Genomic DNA, 16699 nt, shown 5'->3' on the forward strand with positions numbered 1-16699 from the left:
CCTCATCTACTAAGAAAACTGTGAGATAAAACTCTTAAACCTATCCTTGGGAATTCTCACGTCTTCGTCCGATAGAAGACTTAAGTCGTCTACATAGTTTTTACGTTTTTGTAAAGGTTCTAAATTCTGTTTACACATAAAAAGACCTGTCAAAATCTGTCCTGCATTTTCGGCCTCACGTAAGGCTTTAATACTGGCGTCAGGGTCATTAAATTGGGATAGATCAGAGGTGGCTTTTTTAAGTAGCAGCTGTGATCCGTCAGGCCACATGATTTCCTTGATCTCTCCTTCGGGGTAATCCACTTTTTGAATTTCACTGTGGGGTAAAAATTCCACTTCTTGGTAAGCACTTAAATGCTCTTTAGCGTAGTCATAACTTTTGGTGGACCCATCATGATTGGCAAAAGTCACACAAGGCGAAATCACATCAATCACCGCTGTTCCATTATATCTTAAGGCCGCTGATAGAAGAGCCACCATCTGTTTCATATCCCCAGAAAATCCTCTGGCGACAAAGCCACAACCTAAATCCAAAGCCATACGACAGGTGTCGATAGAGCTAAAAGCATTTGCCTCGCCAGTTTTGGTTTTATGATTTAAGTCGGCAGTGGCTGAAAATTGCCCTTTAGTCAGTCCATAAACTCCATTGTTAGCAATGATATACACAATGGGAATGTTTCTTCTGATCATGTGAACAAAACCCCCAAGACCAATACTTGCGGTGTCGCCATCGCCAGATACGCCGATGAGCTTGAGTTGAGATTTTGCGAGGTGAACCCCTAAAGACACAGGAGCCATCCGACCATGAATAGAGTTAAAGCCATGGGCCTGATTTAAAAAGTAAGCTGGAGTTTTAGAGGAACATCCAATACCTGAGAGTTTCACAATGTCATAAGGAGAAATGTCAGATTGATAGAGGGCTCCAATGATTTGATTAGTAATGCTGTCATGTCCGCAACCTGTGCATAGAGTAGAGGGGAGGCCCTTATAATCAGCACGCGTGTATCCCAAACTATTGATGGCGGCAGCAGGCTTGGGGGTCACAGCGCCACTGGCATTTGTAGGCGGCTTGGAGCCTTCAGTGCCACTGACACTTGCAGGTGGTTTGGAAACTCCAGAACTATTGATGCTTGCGGGTTTGGTGCTTGGTGAAGCTTGAGGCGGTCTTAATTTAGGAGGTGTGCTTTTGTTGTCTTCACTCATGGCGTGACCTCGGGTTCTGAGTGTTGGGGCGCGGGCACGTTTAATAGAGCTTTGATCTTGTGAGCTACAGTTTCAGCCTGAATGGGCCAACCATTAAAAGTACTGACCCCCATTACCTGACATTTGGGGCTTTCAAGTTGAGATTTTAAAATTTGCATCAGTTGCAGGTCCCTGTTCTGTTCAATGACGATAATCTGTTCATGAGACGCTGCGAATTCTAGAACCTCGTCGTGCAAGGGAAGTGATTTGACTTCGCATAAATCAAATTTATATCCACTAAGCAGATTAAAAATTTCTGGAAAAATTTGAGTGGTGGTGCCGTAGTACATGAGCCCCAAAGAGTTGTTTGCATTTGCGATACGAGGTTGAGGCAGACGGGCTCTGGCATTGAGCACTTTCTTTTTCAGACGTTCAAGCTTGTCTTCATACACATCGGGGTTTTCGGAATAAGAGGCATCGGTGTTATGTCCAGAGCCTCTAGTCATATAAGGCGCAAGCTTATGATGAGTGCCTGGTAAGGTGCGACTGGGTACCCCCTCTTCATCGCCTAGGTAGCGTTGAAAATCAGGTAGGGACTCAAGGTCTATTTCTGAAAGGACCTTGCCTCGGTTTAATGGACTAGAGGGCTGCTTAAGTGTCGGTCCTACCCATGTGTTCATACCTAGATCAAGGTCAGATAACACAAACACAGGCGTTTGATAGTATTCAGAAACATCAAAAGCTGTAAAAGCCATATTGTAGCACTCGTTGATTGTGCTGGGGAGTAAAATAGGATGGAAGGTGTCTCCGTGTGAGGAGTAGTAAGCGCTGAGTACATCCCCTTGTGATGTACGAGTGGGTAAGCCCGTTGAAGGCCCCACTCTTTGAATGTCCCACACCACAGTAGGAATTTCGGCAAAGTAGGCCAGTCCTATAGCTTCGTTCATCAAACTTAAGCCTGGACCAGAGGTGGCTGTGGCTGCACGCGCACCTGCCCAGTTGGCACCGACAACAGCGCACACGGCAGAAATCTCGTCTTCGGCTTGAATCACTGCATAGTGATTTTTACCTTTAGAGCTTTTGGGACGCAAATGTTCCACATAGTTTTCAAAAGACTCCACCAACGAAGAGGACGGTGTGATCGGGTACCATGTCGCCACCGTACAACCTGCATCCACCCAACCCAGGGCCGCAGCCTGATTGCCTTCGATGAGGATTTGATCTGTAGGTGGCTCTTTTTTGAGAGTGGAGATATGAGCACTGAGTTCTGTAAATTCAGACGCATGCTCTTGGATAAAAAGCTCATACCCTTTTTCAAAAGCTTGAAAGTTAAGATCCACAACAGAAGATGACTTAAAGGTCTCTTGTAATAAAGTTTTAAAAGTTTCAGGTTTTAAACCCAAAAGGGCTGCTGTCCACCCCACATAATAGAGATTGGAAATACGTTTTTTAATTTTGATGGGCGCTTCTATGTCTTTACCTAATGCACGAAACGAAGCGCTGAACTGTTTAGGGCGGTCTTCTGCTAAAGACTTTTGATCCTGATTGAAAAAGATTAAACTTTCTGAAGTGGTAAAGTCAGTCAGGTCTTTGTTAAAAGTTTGAGGGTTAAGTCCTAGGTACAAATCATTTTGGGATTTTAGACCATTGTAACTTTCGCTTAGTCGCAGAATATAATATGTGGGAAGACCTTCAATATTAGAAGGGAAAATGTTTTTTCCCACAACATGAAAGCCCTCACGAAACAGAGCCTTATGCAGTAAGCGGTTTGCGGTTAGGCTTCCACTTCCATTGGGTGAGGCGATGATGATTTGAAAATCAAAAAAAGAGACGCTCATGCTCTTAAGGATTAGGCCTCAGTCTTGGGACTGTCAAGTTCGTGGTCGTAGGCTTGGGGATTTATGGTGAGCACCCACTCTTTGTAGGCCTTTTTTACCACTTCAATATCTCCAGTGGGTTCAATGACAGGTCCAATATGAATATTGAGTCGTCCTGGGTAAGGGATCAGGCGGCCTTTGGGCCACAGCTTGGTGTTCCCATCAATATAGAGAAATAAAATGGGAGTGGCGTTAGTCTGAGAAAAGATGCTCACGCCTCTTTTGAAATTTTTAATATAGCCGTCAGCAGAACGTGTGCCTTCGGGGAATAAAATCAACCAAATTCGATCCAAGTTACTTAATAAACTGTTGATCAGCGTGATCACTTCCCCTTTTTTATCGTGGCGATCAATAGGGATAGCACCTAGGCAGTATTTTGAGAAAAAGGTAAAAATATCATTTCTAAACCAGTAATCTTTAGCTGCTGAAATATAAAGGTCTCCCCAATATTTAAAGGGCACAGCGGCGGTGATAGACGTAGCATCCAAATGAGAGGAGTGGTTGCTGATGATCAGCAGTTTGGGGTGCTTTTGATAAAGTTCTTTAAAAGAGCCATGCACCTTAATGCGAATATAAATTCCAAAGCCCAAGCCTTTCAAAAAGAAGGCCCAGACTAAACTCACAAGCCATGCCAAAAGATCAAAGTGGCGCGTAAAAAGAGGCAGATGCTTCAAGTGTGAAGGCAGCTTGGTCCACTGATCATTTTCGTAGTTCCAGTTTTTCATCTTCATGAGTTTAACCTCTTAATCTCCACCTAAATATGCCAGCCTCTGGCGTTTGCATCTAGTTTTGTTCTCATTATGTCTCACCTTTTATGACAATGGCATTGTATGACTCTGCCTTCAGTGATCGGGGAGCGCCTGTGAAGTCCTTTACTGAAGCTGTCGTTCCATCCAAGGAAGTATCTGTAGAAAATAGTAGTAAGCAGGATATACAAAGATCACTTTACTAACACGGCTAAGAATATCGCCACGACCGATGATGAATACCCCTTGATCTTTAATGCCCAAATCCTTTCTGATAATAGACAGAGTCCAATCCCCAATGACAGAAAAGATCACGGCAATAAGACCTGCACAGATCCAATCCAGTTCGTCTCGTTCGGGCAGCATACGGCGCCATCCCCAAGCCGCAGCCAGAGTAACAAGAGCTGCGACAACAAAACCTTCAAGTTTGATTTTGGAATTGATTCTGTTGCGCAAATTGATTTTGCCAAACTTTAAGCTGAGGCTGGCGCACACTGCTACAGAAAGTTCGCTAAGAGTGTAAAGGTAGATGATGATATAAAGACCATGGTCTAAATAAAGTATTCTGCCGCCATGAAGATAGAACCAACCAAATAAAGAGTAACAGATCACAGACAGTGAAATGTACTGCACCATGTGGGTGACGTTATTCATAAAGATGGGAATAAGAATAAAAGCGAAAAGAGCCACCATTGGTAGGGCATAAAATACATTTAAGTAATCGGCCCCAGCATGTAAAAACCATGCGGTTACAACAATTAAAATGTACTCAAAACCAACAAACCAGTGTCTGTGGTACATCCCCACCATTTGAAAAAAAGTTTTGCTAGCAAGTACAGAAAAAATTGCAAGTGCTACTAAGGGCCATGGCTTTGGAAGCGCGAAAACAACAAACAATACGGGCAGTACATAAGCCCAACTGACAAGGCTAGACCAACCTGTTTGATAAAAAATATCTTTGTTTCTTGAGGAAAATAGCAAAATTCCTAATAGAGCTAAAAATAAAGCCAAGATTCCAAAATTCTCAAGATAAAATGCATTAGAAAAAAGAAAGCCGTCCACAAAATCCCCTCAGAGGCGTACCTATAAAGTTGTTTAAGGGGATATTAGTCGGCATTGAAAACGATGTGTAGAGGCGGCGGGCAGAAGGTGTGCATATTGATGCCTTTTGTCATTTTGGCGAGAAAGTTTACCTCTTCTCTATTTAGTATCATCTTGAGGTATGACAAATATCCTTCTGCTCGAAAAGATTCATTCCATCGCAAAAACTCATTACGAAGCCCACGGTTTTCAAGTGACCGAACACGGTCCGTCTGAAACAGGGGCCCCTTTGGTGGGGCTTCTTAAGGGACAAGATATTGTGGGTTTACGGTCTAAAACTCAGCTCACTGGCGAGGTCTTACAAGAGTCACCCCATCTATCCGCAGTAGGAGCTTATTGTATAGGCACAAATCAAATCGACTTACAAACTGCATGCAAGTTGGGAGTCGCCGTATTTAATGCCCCTTTTAGTAACACTCGAAGTGTAGCCGAGATGGTGCTAGCCGAGATCATCTGTCTAGCGAGGGGTTTGTTTGCAAAATCCCAAAAGATGCACGCAGGAATCTGGGAAAAGTCAGCTGCAGGATCAAATGAAATCCGTGGAAAAGTTTTAGGCATTGTGGGTTATGGCCATATTGGCTCCCAGGTTGGAATTTTGGCTGAAAGCTTAGGCATGAGAGTGATCTTTTACGATGCCATTAAAAAATTACCCTTAGGAAACGCTGAAGAGATGATGACTTTGGGGGACGTACTCAGTCGTTCCGATTTTGTCACACTACATGTGCCACTGGATAAAACTACAGAGTGGATGATCGGCGAAAAACAATTTTCCATGATGAAAAAGGGTGCTGCATTTATCAACGCCAGCCGAGGACATGTCGTGCGTTTAGAGGCTTTAAAAAATGCTTTATTAACAGGGCATATATCAGGTGCTGCGATCGACGTTTTCCCAGAAGAGCCCAAAGAAAACAACAGCACCTTTGCCCATGAGTTACAAAATATAGAAAATGTCATCTTAACTCCACACATCGCGGGAAGCACGATTGAGGCCCAAGAGTCTATAGGAGTGGAGGTCACAGAAAGCCTGATCCGCTTTATGAAAACGGGCCATTCTGTGGGGGCTGTGAACTTCCCACAACTGTATTTATCTGAACTGCAATCTGGCTACAGAATCCTAAACGTTCACAAAAACGTGGCAGGAGTCCTAGGGGAAGTAAATAAAATCTTCTCTCACCACAATATAAATATCTTAAGCCAACAGCTAAAAACCAACGAACAGATAGGGTATTTAGCGGTAGACGTAGAGGGCGCGGTAGACCCCAAAGTCGTAGATGCAATAGCCCATCTGCCCACCTCCATCAAAACCCGCTTTCTTGCCAGCGAAGAGTTAGGTTCTAAATTTATTTGAAGTTTAAGTTTTGTCTTTGAATTTTAAGTTTTCTTAGAGATACATCTATCGAATGGCAGCTCCGAGCGAGCAATGCGTATCCGACTTGCGGCATAACTTTTGAATTGAAGTTTAATTTAAGGGAAGCTCCAAAGAAGTTTCTCTTAAATTAAACTTCAATTCAAGTTATGACGAAAGCCGAGACGCTTTGCACCCGAGTCGGCCTGTCTGCCATTCGATAGATGTATCTCTAAGAAAACTTAAAATTCAAAGACAAAACTTAAACTTCAAATAAATTTAGAACCTAACTCTTCGCTGGCAAGAAAGCTTAGGGGGTGAGAGTTGTGGAGGAGTCTGGGGGAGCTTTTAGAGGTCGAAGACTTTGCCAGGGTTCATGATGTTGTCGGGGTCAAAGACGGTTTTGACTTGTTTCATGAGTTGGATTTCAGCTTCGGATCTGCTGAAATTTAGAAAAGATTTTTTCACTAAGCCTACGCCATGTTCGGCTGAGATGCTGCCTTCGAATTCTTGAATCTTTTTGAACATGTAGGGGCTGGTGTTTTTGCAGGTGTTGATGAACTCGTCGAGTGGCATATCGTCGGGTCTGAGAATGTTGATGTGTAAGTTTCCATCACCTATGTGGCCAAACCATACAACTTCGAAATTGGGGTATTTGGCATTTAAGTATTCTTCTGTGGTTTGTAAAAATTTGGGAATTAAACTGGTTTTTACTGAGACATCGTTTTTGTACGGGGACTTATATGAAATGCACTCAGAAATGTCTTCTCTGTACTTCCACAGTTCTTTGTATTGACTGTGGTTCTGACTTAAAACGCCGTCAGTGATGAGCCCCTCTTCGAGAGCCTTTTCAAATAATCCCAGTGCTGTTTCTTCTTGGTTTTCGCTTTCAAAGTCGATGACTAAATAGTAGGGAGTCTTCTCGGCAATAGGGAATTGTAAAGTGGGGTTGTGGTGCAAAACATGTTTTAAGGCTTTGTCTGTAAACATCTCAAAGGCATTTAGGGTGAGTGAGCGAAAAAGTTTAAGTGTCGGTAAGATGGCGTCCACGCTATCTAAGGCTAACAAAAAAACCTGAGGGTTACGTTGAGGTTGAGTCAGTTTGAGTGTGGCTTTGGTGATAAAGCCCAGAGTGCCTTCGCTGCCAATAAAAAGGTTTTTAAAATCGTAACCTGTGGCGTTTTTTTCCAGTCCTTTATTAAGGTGTAAAACCTCTCCAGCACCTGTGACCACTTCCAAAGAGGTGACCCACTGTCTGAACATGCCGTAACGGATGACGTTAATGCCTCCAGCGTTAGTGGCAATGTTGCCCCCAATTTGGCTTGAGCCTACAGCGGCAAAATCTACTGGAAAAAAAAGCCCCTGATCTTTAGCAAAGTTTTGTAAGGTTTCTGTTACAACACCTGCTTCACAGGTGACACTTTGGTCGTCAGCATTAAAATCTAAAATTTGACTCATCTTTTCAAAAGACACAATCAGTTCCCCATTCAGAGCCACAGCTCCTGCGCTTAAACCTGTGCGTCCGCCACTGGGGACAAGGCCGACTCGGTTTTCACGTGCCCAGAGGACGATCTTCTGTACGTCTTCGGTGGATTTGGGAAAGGCCACGGCAAGGGCATTGGGAGTAAACTGCTTTAACCAATCTTGGCCGTAAAAGGAAAGACTGTCTTTATCGAATAAAAGCTGCTCGGGTGGCAGCAAAGATTTTAAACTTTCAACCATAATGAAAAAATGGCTTATTTTTTAAGTTGTGACAAGGCGTTTTGAAGGTTTTTAAAGCGTTCGTCAGAAAATATCTCAAAAGCATGGCCTTCCACACGAGCTGTGTGGATATCTTTAAAAATACCTAGGGCATCGATAGTCCATTGGGGATCAGGATGGAATTCGCATTTAATCAGGATCTCTTCAAAAACGGCCCCAAGATCCGAGATTTCAGGAATTCCGTAGGTTTTCCCTGTGCCTTTGATCTTGTGGAACTCTTCCCTTAAAGATTGAAAGTTTTTGGCTTCAATATGCTTGGTCATCGCTTCCAGCTTGTTAGGCATGGTTTGGATGTAGTTTTTTTGTAGCTCTTTTAACATTTCATCTAAATTCATGCGGCTGCTCCAGACCCTTGTTTTCTATATTTCCATTTTGGTAGTGTAAAATAAAAAGTACTTCCTTTTTGTGGAAGCGAGTTCACGCCAATGTCTCCACCGTGCTGTTCCACGATAGCTTTAGCAATAGCTAGCCCTAGACCTGTGCCTTTAACCAAAGGATTTTGTTTATTGGTAGCTTGTCTGAATTTTTCAAAGATATATTTTTGATCATCAGGAGCAATTCCTTTTCCTTGATCAGAGATTTCAATCACCAATTGGTGTCGGGCATTTACAAAGTAATTCACTGTCACATATCCATTTTCAGGACTGTATTTGATGGCGTTGGATAAAAAGTTGGTGAGCACCTGTTGAATGCGATCTTGGTCAATAAAAATATCAATGGGTGTTTGCTGACGAATCGCCAGTTTAACCTGTGCAGTTTCGCAAAGACCTTGTAAGCTGCCAAAGGTTTTATTTAATAGATCTTCAATTTGTATCCATTTTTCATCGAGGTCTAATTTTTTAGCTTCAATCTTTGCTAAGTCTAAAAGATCGTTAATCAAACGAATCAGACGATCAGTTTCTGTTTCCGCAATATTTAATAAGTTTACTGATTGAGGTGTAAGACTGTTAATAGCACTATTTTTAAGTAGACTTAAAGACCCTTTAATAGATGTCAGAGGAGTTCTTAACTCGTGGCTGGCAATATTTAAGAATTCAGACTTGGCGGAATCCAAAGTCTTTAACTCTTCAATGTTGTTGATCACTCGTTGAGCCAGGGAATTAAATGTAGATTGCAAGTCTCCAATTTCATTGGCATCAGGAGCTTGGAACTCGTAAGTGTAACGATCATTTAAGAAATCCAACATTCGATGGTACAGGTTATCTAAAGGTTCAAAAATAGACCGATGAATATAGATGGAAATAAAAATTGTGCTGGCAATAAAACAAGAGATTAAAAGATAAATACACCAAACGATACGACTTCGATGAGCATCAAGCTTGGCTGAAAGATAATCACGATAATTGGTCTCTTGATCTACAAAATATTTAATGCGATCGGGAATGGAATTGAACTTTCTATTGTTAATCGACTGAATGATGGAACTTAGAGCCTCTTGTCGATACTGTGGAGTGAGTTTTTTTCTCCACTCTACAAGTTCATTGGCAAAGTCTTTGGTGTACTTGGCAGATTTTAAAGTGGCCTCAATTTCCCAACTGGATTTCAGTTCAGAGTAGGTGTTTCTCCAATCTAAAAAAGAATCAATACATAATACAAGTGCGCCACCAAAACTGATGACGGCCACAAGCACTATAAAACGGATTCTAAATAAAATGGAATTCACAGATTACCTGTCTCCTTTAAAATCTCGTGGATCTTTTCATTTAAGGTCAAAGGGTCAAAAGGTTTAGGGATAAAACCTGTGCCTATGGTTTCAAAGGTCTCTTTGTCTGTCATTTGTGAGCGAGCACTTAAAAAGATCACGGGAGTTTTTAAGTGCATTTTGCGTAACTCTTGACAAACCTTAAGGCCATTCATTTTAGGCATCATTTCATCAAGAAGAATTACATCAAAAGGTTCCTTTAAAGCTAAGTGGTAAGCGTCTTCGCCGTTATCTACAGCGGTGACCTCGTGACCTGCCATTGTTTCCAAAGTCATTTTGGCAATAAGAGAGATATTTGGATCATCTTCAGCGAGCAGAATTTTCAAGCCTCACTCCTTATGTGTCATCTCAGTTGTTAAATGCCCGTAACTTTGCGGGTTTACTCTTTAATTTCATCGGAGTGGGGACTTTGAATCTTAATACGCTAAGCATCTAGTTTTATTATTAAATTATAAGGTTATAAGCTTTGTGGCATGGGGATGGATATCATCTAGTTTTTCTGGAAGTCTTTGCCCTAGAGGATGGTCGTGCCTTAAACTAAAACGTACGCAGGAGTTTTTATGAAAACAGCTTTAACGGAGATGTTAAATTGCCAGTGGCCCATTATTGGGGCTCCCATGTTTATTGTAGGCACGGTGGATATGGTCGCTGCTATTAGCAATGCGGGTGGAGTGGGTACGATTCCGTCTTTGAACTTTCGCAGCACCGAACTTCTGGATCAAGGTCTAAGTGAGATGCGTACAAAAACCACAAAGACTTTTGGAATTAACCTGATTGTTCATAAAAGCAATACCAGATGGGAGGCTGATCTTGATGTGTGCGCTCAGCATAAGGTTCCCTTTTTTATCACAAGCTTAGGATCACCAGTTCGTGTGATCGAAAGAGTAAAACCTTATGGGGCAAAAGTGTTTTGCGATGTGACTAATATTAAACATGCAAAAAAAGCCTTAGATGGGGGTGCTGATGGAATTATTGCTGTGTGTGCAGGTGCAGGAGGACATGCGGGACCTCACTCTCCGTTCTCTTTGGTTTCAGAATTGCAACAGCTTACAGATAAACCTATTGTGATTGCGGGGGCTATCGCTAACGGAAAAACTATTTTAGCCAGTTTGGCATTAGGGGCTTCGGGAGTAAGTATCGGTACGCGATTTATTGCCACTACTGAAGCCAATGCTAGCCCTGAATACAAGCAGGCGATTTTAAATGCCAAAACAGAAAATATTCATAAAAGTATTAAAATGACAGGCATTCCCGCCTCCGTCATTCGTACACCTGAAGTGGAAGCCATGTTTAGGCCACCGACACTCATGGAAAAGTTGATTTATTTGATTGAAAAAAAGAATCAAGGTAAAACCAATTTCAGCAAAAAATTACGAAAAATATCTGGCTATAATTGGTCATGGAATAGTGTGTGGAGTGCGGGAGAATCTGTGGGGCAGATTCACGATATTAAATCTTGTGAAGTGGTGATGGCAGGACTTGTGGATGAAATGCAACTGGCGTTTAATGAATTAAATAAAATCCATGCGCTCTGAACGTTCAGGGTGGTAAGGAAATTTAGCAGAGATATACACGAAAGGGTGTGATATGCAGCAGTTTTTTCTTTTAATCTTAGTGTTGCTTTTTGTGCAGGAGGGGTTTTCAAGCTGGGCGGCTCAACCAGCAGTTATTGCTGGAGTGGTCAGTACAAAAGATAAGAAAGGCCTTCGTTTACGCTCTTGCCCAAACACAAACTGTCCAATATCAGGAGCTCTAAAAGAGGGTAAAACTTATTACTTTGAAAATAAAATGCACGGGGAGTGGTATAGAATATTTAATCAATATGCGCACGGTGATTATGTAAAAGTTGATCTTGGATATACAACGCAGGCTAAAGCCTCTAGAAGAAGTTTTAACGAAAATGTACTTAAAGAAGCTATTGATAAGGCTCTTAACGAGAAGTTTTTCAATGTAAAGCCTATCTCAGATAGTGGAAAGACAATTGACTCTTTAACTCTAGAAAGAGCAACTGATTTTGTGCAAGTGTATTCCTTTTTGCTCTATGGCCGTAGGCATTATGGTGTCTATGACATGTTATCAGAAAATTCAGGCCTTTTGCATTTTACTGATGGCAAAATGGGATATTGTCTTTTAGCGTCCTCAGGTAGGAGTGTAGAAAAATCTCATGGGTTTTCGTACGATCTTATGACAAAAGACATTGTGGGATCTATAAATGTCAAACTAAAGAAGACATATAGCTTAGATCAGTTTCCATATAAGCATAAAGGATATTCATTCTTTGGTAACATTTGTGCTATTGATTTTTTTGATAAAAAAACAGAACAAGATGTTCTTAATAAAGACATCTATGTCAGGGACTTAGGGCGTATATTAAAATCTAGGAAATCTTTTTTAATAGATGAAATTGATAAAGTATCAAGTTTTGAAAATAAAAACCTAGTCGACAAAAGTAAAAACGAAATAGAAAAGTATGCTCCCTTGTTTACATCGCAGCTCAAAGCAGCCTATTTCTATAATATAAATCGATATCAAAATAGAGTATTTGCCTATTATGACAGTGCTAAAAAAGAAAATCAGATGAAAATCAGTGGCCTGATCAAAGATTTGGATTTGAATATTAAATATAAGTCTTTTGTTATTAAGTTTGATGCGAATACAAGCGGACCAAGAGGAATGCAGTATAAAGGTGCGATTTATGCACAAGAAGACATGGAGATAAATCAGATAAAAATATATAAAGGCGAATATGTTGATCTTAATGAGTTGGTAAAGATCTTATATGTTGGTTCTAAGTACCCAAAATTAAAAGCCAATGTCGAGTTTGGGTTTGCACGCACGATAGATCAAAAAAACTTCAGTGATTTAAAAGGTTTGTTTTTTGATCTTAAAAATATAAATATTAAAAGTAAGTTATATGCGATTTCTCCGCATTATATTTCATTTTATGATGACGATCATGGAACTTTGGGTTTAGAGCCCAGAACCTTTAGCGTGACAGAAGAAGTTAGAGCCACAAATTCTAAATACTTTGGGGCTAATAAATTTATGAATCAACGTATAGACTTTGTTGTAGGTTATAGTCCGTCGGCTAATGAAAAACCTTTAGGTTGCGTAACAACAAATATAAATTATGTAAATCTAGAAAAAGAAATATTGGCTTTGGGTTTATCAGAAGATCAGATTATTAAAATTCGTGGTAATGAAGTAGAAATTAGTAAACCACTGGATATATATGGGCTAATACAATTAGCACCTCATTCTAAACTTATTCTAAATATATCGGATTGTATGAAGACTATTTTCTTATATCAGGCGATGGCTCAACCAGGAAGCCGTTGGCAAGGGCGTGTCCTAGAGTCTGAAACCCAAGTTTTTTTTGAAAAAGATAAGGTGGTTAGGATTTTAGATAAGGACGGCGAAAAGGCAGTGTATTCAAAATACACTACCAATATTAATGTAGGTTTCAAGCAAGGAGTAACCAAATACCCCTTGTGTATTCTAAACAAACTTGCGAAGTATTCACCACTAGAGAGATTAGTTCTAGAACCTTGTGATTATGCATTCAGTGAAGTGAAGCTGCATGAGATAGAACAAATAGATGCTGAAAAGGGAACTATTACTATTCAAGGTCGTACTTATCGAACTAAAGATATCACTTCGAAATTGACAGCTAGGATAGATGAGCAAGAATTTTGGTTGCCCTTTGTTCCTGACCTAAATACGTTGAAATATAAAGATAGAATTCATAATATTATTCGTGAATATTATGTTTTCCCTTCTGCATGGGTTGGCAGTGACACTAAATTAAGTGGACGTGCAGATTATTGTGGAGATAAGTATGTAGACTGTGAGCCTGATTCACAACAGTCTGAAGGACAACAGATCAGAACGATGGATTTTGAGGCATTTAAGAATAAGACCATTATGCTTAAGCTTTACGAAAGTATACCAGATCCTAGTAATTTTTGTGAGGGGTTCTGTTAGGGCTCAACCTCTTAATCGTTGAGTCCAAACAAATCTTCAAGTTCATTGTTTTGGTACATTTCCATTAAAATGTCGCTGCCGCCAACAAGTTCTTTTTTGTAGTAAAGTTGAGGAATGGTGGGCCAGTTGCCGTACTCTTTAATACCTTGGCGGATTTCTTCGTCTTCTAGAACATTGACGGTGTGGAAATTATCGACACCGATTTCACGTAAAATGGCCACAGCACGAGCCGAAAAACCGCACTGAGGAAAAGCTGCATTGCCTTTCATAAATAGAACAATATCGTTTTTGCTCAATTCGTTTTCGATCTTTTGTTTGGTTTGTTCGTTAAGTTCTGACATGGTCACTCCTCTTAATTTTTGGTCCATCTTGCCGTTTGTTTTATAGTCTTAGGCATTTTAATATTCGATTTACACCTTAAAACTTGTTCAACTCTCATTAAATATGGTTTTCCTTATTCAATCTAATTGAATGGGTCTGACACTTAAAGCGTGCAACTTGCCAGATTGGAACTCGGGTTTAAAAAGCTCTAAGATTTTTTGGTGGCGTTGCAATCGAGGTAAGGCGTTGATGGCATCACAAGCAATGCGCACTTCAAAATTATTGCCACCACCAGTTTGATCAATCACGTAGAGTTGGGCGTCAGCATAGGTTTCTAAGATTCGAGCTTCAATGTCTTTAGGTGTCATAGGCTCTCAGCTATATAACAAAATCTTTAAGAATCCAACGCTTTGGGTGTGAATTGTTTTTATCCCAGCTTGTCAGGGGACAGTGAGCCAAGTAAAAGTGGTTTATGGAACACTTTTTTGTACCCGCCCCCCCAGAACATGTAAAAAAACAGAAGGCTTTGGCGCGTGAATTACGCAAAACGCCATGGTGGGACCAGCAAATCTCAAAAGGGATTTGCCACTATTGTCAGGGGCAGTTTTCTAAGGCCGAACTGACTATGGATCACAAAATTCCTGTCATTCGTGGGGGCCAGAGCACTAAATCCAATGTCGTGCCATCGTGCAAAACGTGCAATTCCAACAAGAAATACCTTACTGATGTTGAATATTTAAGCGACAAATGAATAGAAGGACTTGCTTAAATTAAAAATCCTTTCCAAAATGAAAGCCCATGACCTTAACTACATAACCTGCGGAGGAGTGTTCATTGGCTAAGATTACATCAAGCAGTACAGCCGAATATTTTGCAAAGAACCTACAACAGGTGGGGTTTTCGTCAGCGACTAAAGCTGTTTTAACCACTTTAAAAGAAACAGTGGATAACTCATTAGATGCTTGCGAAGATCATAAGATTCTACCTGAATTAAAGATTGAAATCGAAAAGATTGGCACTGGGGGTTCCAAAAGTGCGGATTTAATACGCATTATGGTGGAAGATAATGGCCCAGGGTTATCGCCAGAAGACCTTCCACGTGTATTTGGCGAGTACTTGGCCTCTTCAAAGTTTGGACGTGGTCGCTGTTCTCGTGGTCAGCAGGGGATTGGTATTTCTGCGGCCACCACATGGGCGCAGCTCACCAATGCCGCTGGGGCCAAGGTTTTAAGTAAAACAAAGAATATGCGTAAAGCCATAGAAATGCGCATTGATGTAGATATCAAATCGAATAAAGGTCTAGTGAAAGATAAAAAGACTGTGGATTGGGACAAAGACCATGGTCTTCGTGTGGAGTTTGTGATTGATGGTCGCTTGCAGCTTAATGGAGATGGTGGGATTTTAACGTATCTTGAAGGAACCTCACTCGTAAACCCGCATTTAAAATTACATTATAAGATCAACGATGACATTGATGTGAACGTGGATCGCGTAACAGAAGACGTTCCTGTGGCTCCGCCAGCAACCTTACCTCATCCTCATACTATGAAATTGGGTGAGTTTATGACCCATGCTCATTTATTTGGAAACGTAAACTTGCAGAAATTTTTAAAAACAGGTTTTTCTCGTGTGACTGATAGTACGTTAAGTGACTTTGTTAAAAATGGAATGCCTAAAAAATTCTTAGCTCAGCCTATATCAAAAACTTCGGAGTCAGAATTTAAGGATATTTTTAAGGCTATACAAGAAACAGAGCTGCCTAACCCCACCACGCGCTCAGTGCTTACCATTGGGGAAGAGGCTTTAGCCAACAGTATTCAACGTTTAGGTGCCATTGACTTTTTTAGTATTGTCACCCGTAAACCTAAAATATGTGACTTTAAGCCTGTAGTGGTGGAAGTAGCCATTGCGAGGTTCTTAGATCGTGGGAAGGAAGACGAAAGTATTCAGCTTTTACGTTTTGCTAACCGTGTGCCTTTACAATTCGATAAGGCAGGATGTGCGATCACTAAAGCTGTGGAGTCCGTCAACTGGCGTTCTTATGGCCTGAACCAGTCCAAAAATAATTTGCCTTTGGGTCCTTACATTTTTGCGATCAGTGTAACGTCGCCGTTTATTAAGTTTAAAAACGCATCTAAAGAGACCATTGATTCTAGTGATGAATTAGTGGAAGAGATTCGTCGCGCGCTGATGCAAACAGGGCAAAAGCTTTCAAGACACATTCGTCGAGAAGCTAAAGCTGCGGATTTAGAGCGAAAACTTCAACATATTGAAAAGTTTGGACCTATTTTGGTTCGTGGACTTGTGCAGATTGTGGGTGCGGCTGACAAACGTCGCGACAAAGCCACTGAAGGTTTAGAAAAGATATTGGGACGTGATACCAACGTAGCAGAAAAAGAATTAGAGGTCGCAGAGAGCCGCTTGCAGGATTTAAAACAAAAAGAAGGTTTTGATTCTAGTGGGTCCGAGGATTTAGAGTCTTTCACAGAGAGCGAACAGCTGTCCTTAGATTCATCATTCGATAAAGATTCAAGAAAGATGAGCTCAAAACCCAACAAGAAGAAAAGTAAGACTTCAGGCAAAAAGGCAGTGAAGAAAGCGTCTTCCACAAAGGCCGCTGCAAAAAAAGCATCTAAGAAAGTGGCAGCAAGACCTAAAAAATAATTCGGAGATAAAAAGA

Annotated in this window: 15 protein-coding genes; 5 read left to right on the forward strand and 10 right to left on the reverse strand. The window is 41.0% G+C overall.

From position 1 onward, the window contains the following. Positions 1 to 9 precede the first annotated feature (9 nt). The 4 genes from M9899_05990 to M9899_06005 form a co-directional block, all read right to left on the reverse strand. The gene (locus M9899_05990; protein ID MCO5113707.1) at positions 10 to 1203 is read right to left on the reverse strand and encodes a thiamine pyrophosphate-dependent enzyme; all 1194 of its coding nucleotides are present in this window, start codon (positions 1201 to 1203) and stop codon (positions 10 to 12) included. Further along, positions 1200 to 3020 carry a 2-oxoacid:acceptor oxidoreductase family protein gene (locus M9899_05995; protein MCO5113708.1) on the reverse strand — a complete coding sequence of 607 codons (1821 nt, stop codon included), beginning with the start codon at positions 3018 to 3020 and terminating at the stop codon, positions 1200 to 1202. The genes M9899_05990 and M9899_05995 overlap by 4 nt, the downstream gene beginning before the upstream one ends. An 11-nt stretch (positions 3021 to 3031) precedes the next feature. Beyond that, positions 3032 to 3790 carry a 1-acyl-sn-glycerol-3-phosphate acyltransferase gene (locus M9899_06000; GenBank protein ID MCO5113709.1) on the reverse strand — a complete coding sequence of 253 codons (759 nt, stop codon included), beginning with the start codon at positions 3788 to 3790 and terminating at the stop codon, positions 3032 to 3034. A gap of 141 nt (positions 3791 to 3931) precedes the next feature. After that, positions 3932 to 4867: a phosphatidate cytidylyltransferase gene (locus M9899_06005; GenBank protein MCO5113710.1), complete on the reverse strand. Its 936-nt coding sequence runs from the start codon at positions 4865 to 4867 to the stop codon at positions 3932 to 3934. A gap of 160 nt (positions 4868 to 5027) precedes the next feature. Between M9899_06005 and serA the strand changes: the two genes are divergently transcribed. After that, positions 5028 to 6254: a phosphoglycerate dehydrogenase gene (gene serA, locus M9899_06010; GenBank protein MCO5113711.1), complete on the forward strand. Its 1227-nt coding sequence runs from the start codon at positions 5028 to 5030 to the stop codon at positions 6252 to 6254. A gap of 345 nt (positions 6255 to 6599) precedes the next feature. On the opposite strand, the gene M9899_06015 is transcribed toward serA, so the two are convergent. Genes M9899_06015 through M9899_06030 form a run of 4 tightly spaced genes read right to left on the reverse strand, consistent with a single transcriptional unit; the run spans position 6600 to position 10040 of the window. After that, positions 6600 to 7973 (reverse strand): FAD-binding oxidoreductase, encoded by a 1374-nt coding sequence (locus tag M9899_06015; protein MCO5113712.1) that lies wholly within the window; start codon positions 7971 to 7973, stop codon positions 6600 to 6602. Positions 7974 to 7987: 14 nt separating this feature from the next. Next, positions 7988 to 8347 (reverse strand): Hpt domain-containing protein, encoded by a 360-nt coding sequence (locus M9899_06020; protein MCO5113713.1) that lies wholly within the window; start codon positions 8345 to 8347, stop codon positions 7988 to 7990. Further along, positions 8344 to 9675: a HAMP domain-containing histidine kinase gene (locus M9899_06025; GenBank protein MCO5113714.1), complete on the reverse strand. Its 1332-nt coding sequence runs from the start codon at positions 9673 to 9675 to the stop codon at positions 8344 to 8346. The genes M9899_06020 and M9899_06025 overlap by 4 nt, the downstream gene beginning before the upstream one ends. Further along, positions 9672 to 10040 carry a response regulator gene (locus M9899_06030; GenBank protein MCO5113715.1) on the reverse strand — a complete coding sequence of 123 codons (369 nt, stop codon included), beginning with the start codon at positions 10038 to 10040 and terminating at the stop codon, positions 9672 to 9674. Before M9899_06030 ends, M9899_06025 begins: the two co-directional genes overlap by 4 nt. 234 nt (positions 10041 to 10274) lie before the next feature. On the opposite strand from M9899_06030, the gene M9899_06035 reads away from it, so the two are divergent. Both M9899_06035 and M9899_06040 read left to right on the forward strand, forming a co-directional pair. Continuing rightward, a complete protein-coding gene (locus M9899_06035; GenBank protein MCO5113716.1) occupies positions 10275 to 11249 on the forward strand; it encodes a nitronate monooxygenase in 975 nt (324 codons plus the stop codon). 52 nt (positions 11250 to 11301) lie between these two features. After that, the gene (locus M9899_06040) at positions 11302 to 13698 is read left to right on the forward strand and encodes an SH3 domain-containing protein (protein MCO5113717.1); all 2397 of its coding nucleotides are present in this window, start codon (positions 11302 to 11304) and stop codon (positions 13696 to 13698) included. Between the two features lie 11 nt (positions 13699 to 13709). On the opposite strand, the gene grxD is transcribed toward M9899_06040, so the two are convergent. After that, positions 13710 to 14039 (reverse strand): Grx4 family monothiol glutaredoxin, encoded by a 330-nt coding sequence (grxD, locus tag M9899_06045; GenBank protein ID MCO5113718.1) that lies wholly within the window; start codon positions 14037 to 14039, stop codon positions 13710 to 13712. Between the two features lie 117 nt (positions 14040 to 14156). Next, entirely contained in the window at positions 14157 to 14387 is a 231-nt protein-coding gene (locus M9899_06050; protein ID MCO5113719.1) for a BolA/IbaG family iron-sulfur metabolism protein, read from the reverse strand. 104 nt (positions 14388 to 14491) lie between these two features. Between M9899_06050 and M9899_06055 the strand changes: the two genes are divergently transcribed. Then, positions 14492 to 14770, forward strand: a complete 279-nt coding sequence (locus M9899_06055) for an HNH endonuclease (protein ID MCO5113720.1) — start codon at positions 14492 to 14494, stop codon at positions 14768 to 14770. An 83-nt stretch (positions 14771 to 14853) separates the two neighbouring features. Continuing rightward, positions 14854 to 16683, forward strand: coding sequence for a DNA topoisomerase VI subunit B (locus M9899_06060; protein MCO5113721.1), 1830 nt, complete (start codon positions 14854 to 14856; stop codon positions 16681 to 16683). Positions 16684 to 16699: the final 16 nt, after the last annotated feature.

Source organism: Pseudobdellovibrionaceae bacterium (assembly GCA_023954155.1).
Classification (GTDB): Bacteria; Bdellovibrionota; Bdellovibrionia; order Bdellovibrionales; family UBA1609; genus JAMLIO01.

Bases quoted from the DNA above. Each gene is read 5' to 3' on its own strand.
- M9899_05990 (MCO5113707.1), bottom strand. From the start codon at position 1,203: ATGAGTGAAGACAACAAAAGCACACCTCCTAAATTAAGACCGCCTCAA.
- M9899_05995 (MCO5113708.1), bottom strand. From the start codon at position 3,020: ATGAGCGTCTCTTTTTTTGATTTTCAAATCATCATCGCCTCACCCAAT.
- M9899_06000 (MCO5113709.1), bottom strand. From the start codon at position 3,790: ATGAAGATGAAAAACTGGAACTACGAAAATGATCAGTGGACCAAGCTG.
- serA (MCO5113711.1), top strand. From the start codon at position 5,028: ATGACAAATATCCTTCTGCTCGAAAAGATTCATTCCATCGCAAAAACT.
- M9899_06015 (MCO5113712.1), bottom strand. From the start codon at position 7,973: ATGGTTGAAAGTTTAAAATCTTTGCTGCCACCCGAGCAGCTTTTATTC.
- M9899_06020 (MCO5113713.1), bottom strand. From the start codon at position 8,347: ATGAATTTAGATGAAATGTTAAAAGAGCTACAAAAAAACTACATCCAA.
- M9899_06035 (MCO5113716.1), top strand. From the start codon at position 10,275: ATGAAAACAGCTTTAACGGAGATGTTAAATTGCCAGTGGCCCATTATT.
- M9899_06040 (MCO5113717.1), top strand. From the start codon at position 11,302: ATGCAGCAGTTTTTTCTTTTAATCTTAGTGTTGCTTTTTGTGCAGGAG.
- grxD (MCO5113718.1), bottom strand. From the start codon at position 14,039: ATGTCAGAACTTAACGAACAAACCAAACAAAAGATCGAAAACGAATTG.
- M9899_06050 (MCO5113719.1), bottom strand. From the start codon at position 14,387: ATGACACCTAAAGACATTGAAGCTCGAATCTTAGAAACCTATGCTGAC.
- M9899_06055 (MCO5113720.1), top strand. From the start codon at position 14,492: ATGGAACACTTTTTTGTACCCGCCCCCCCAGAACATGTAAAAAAACAG.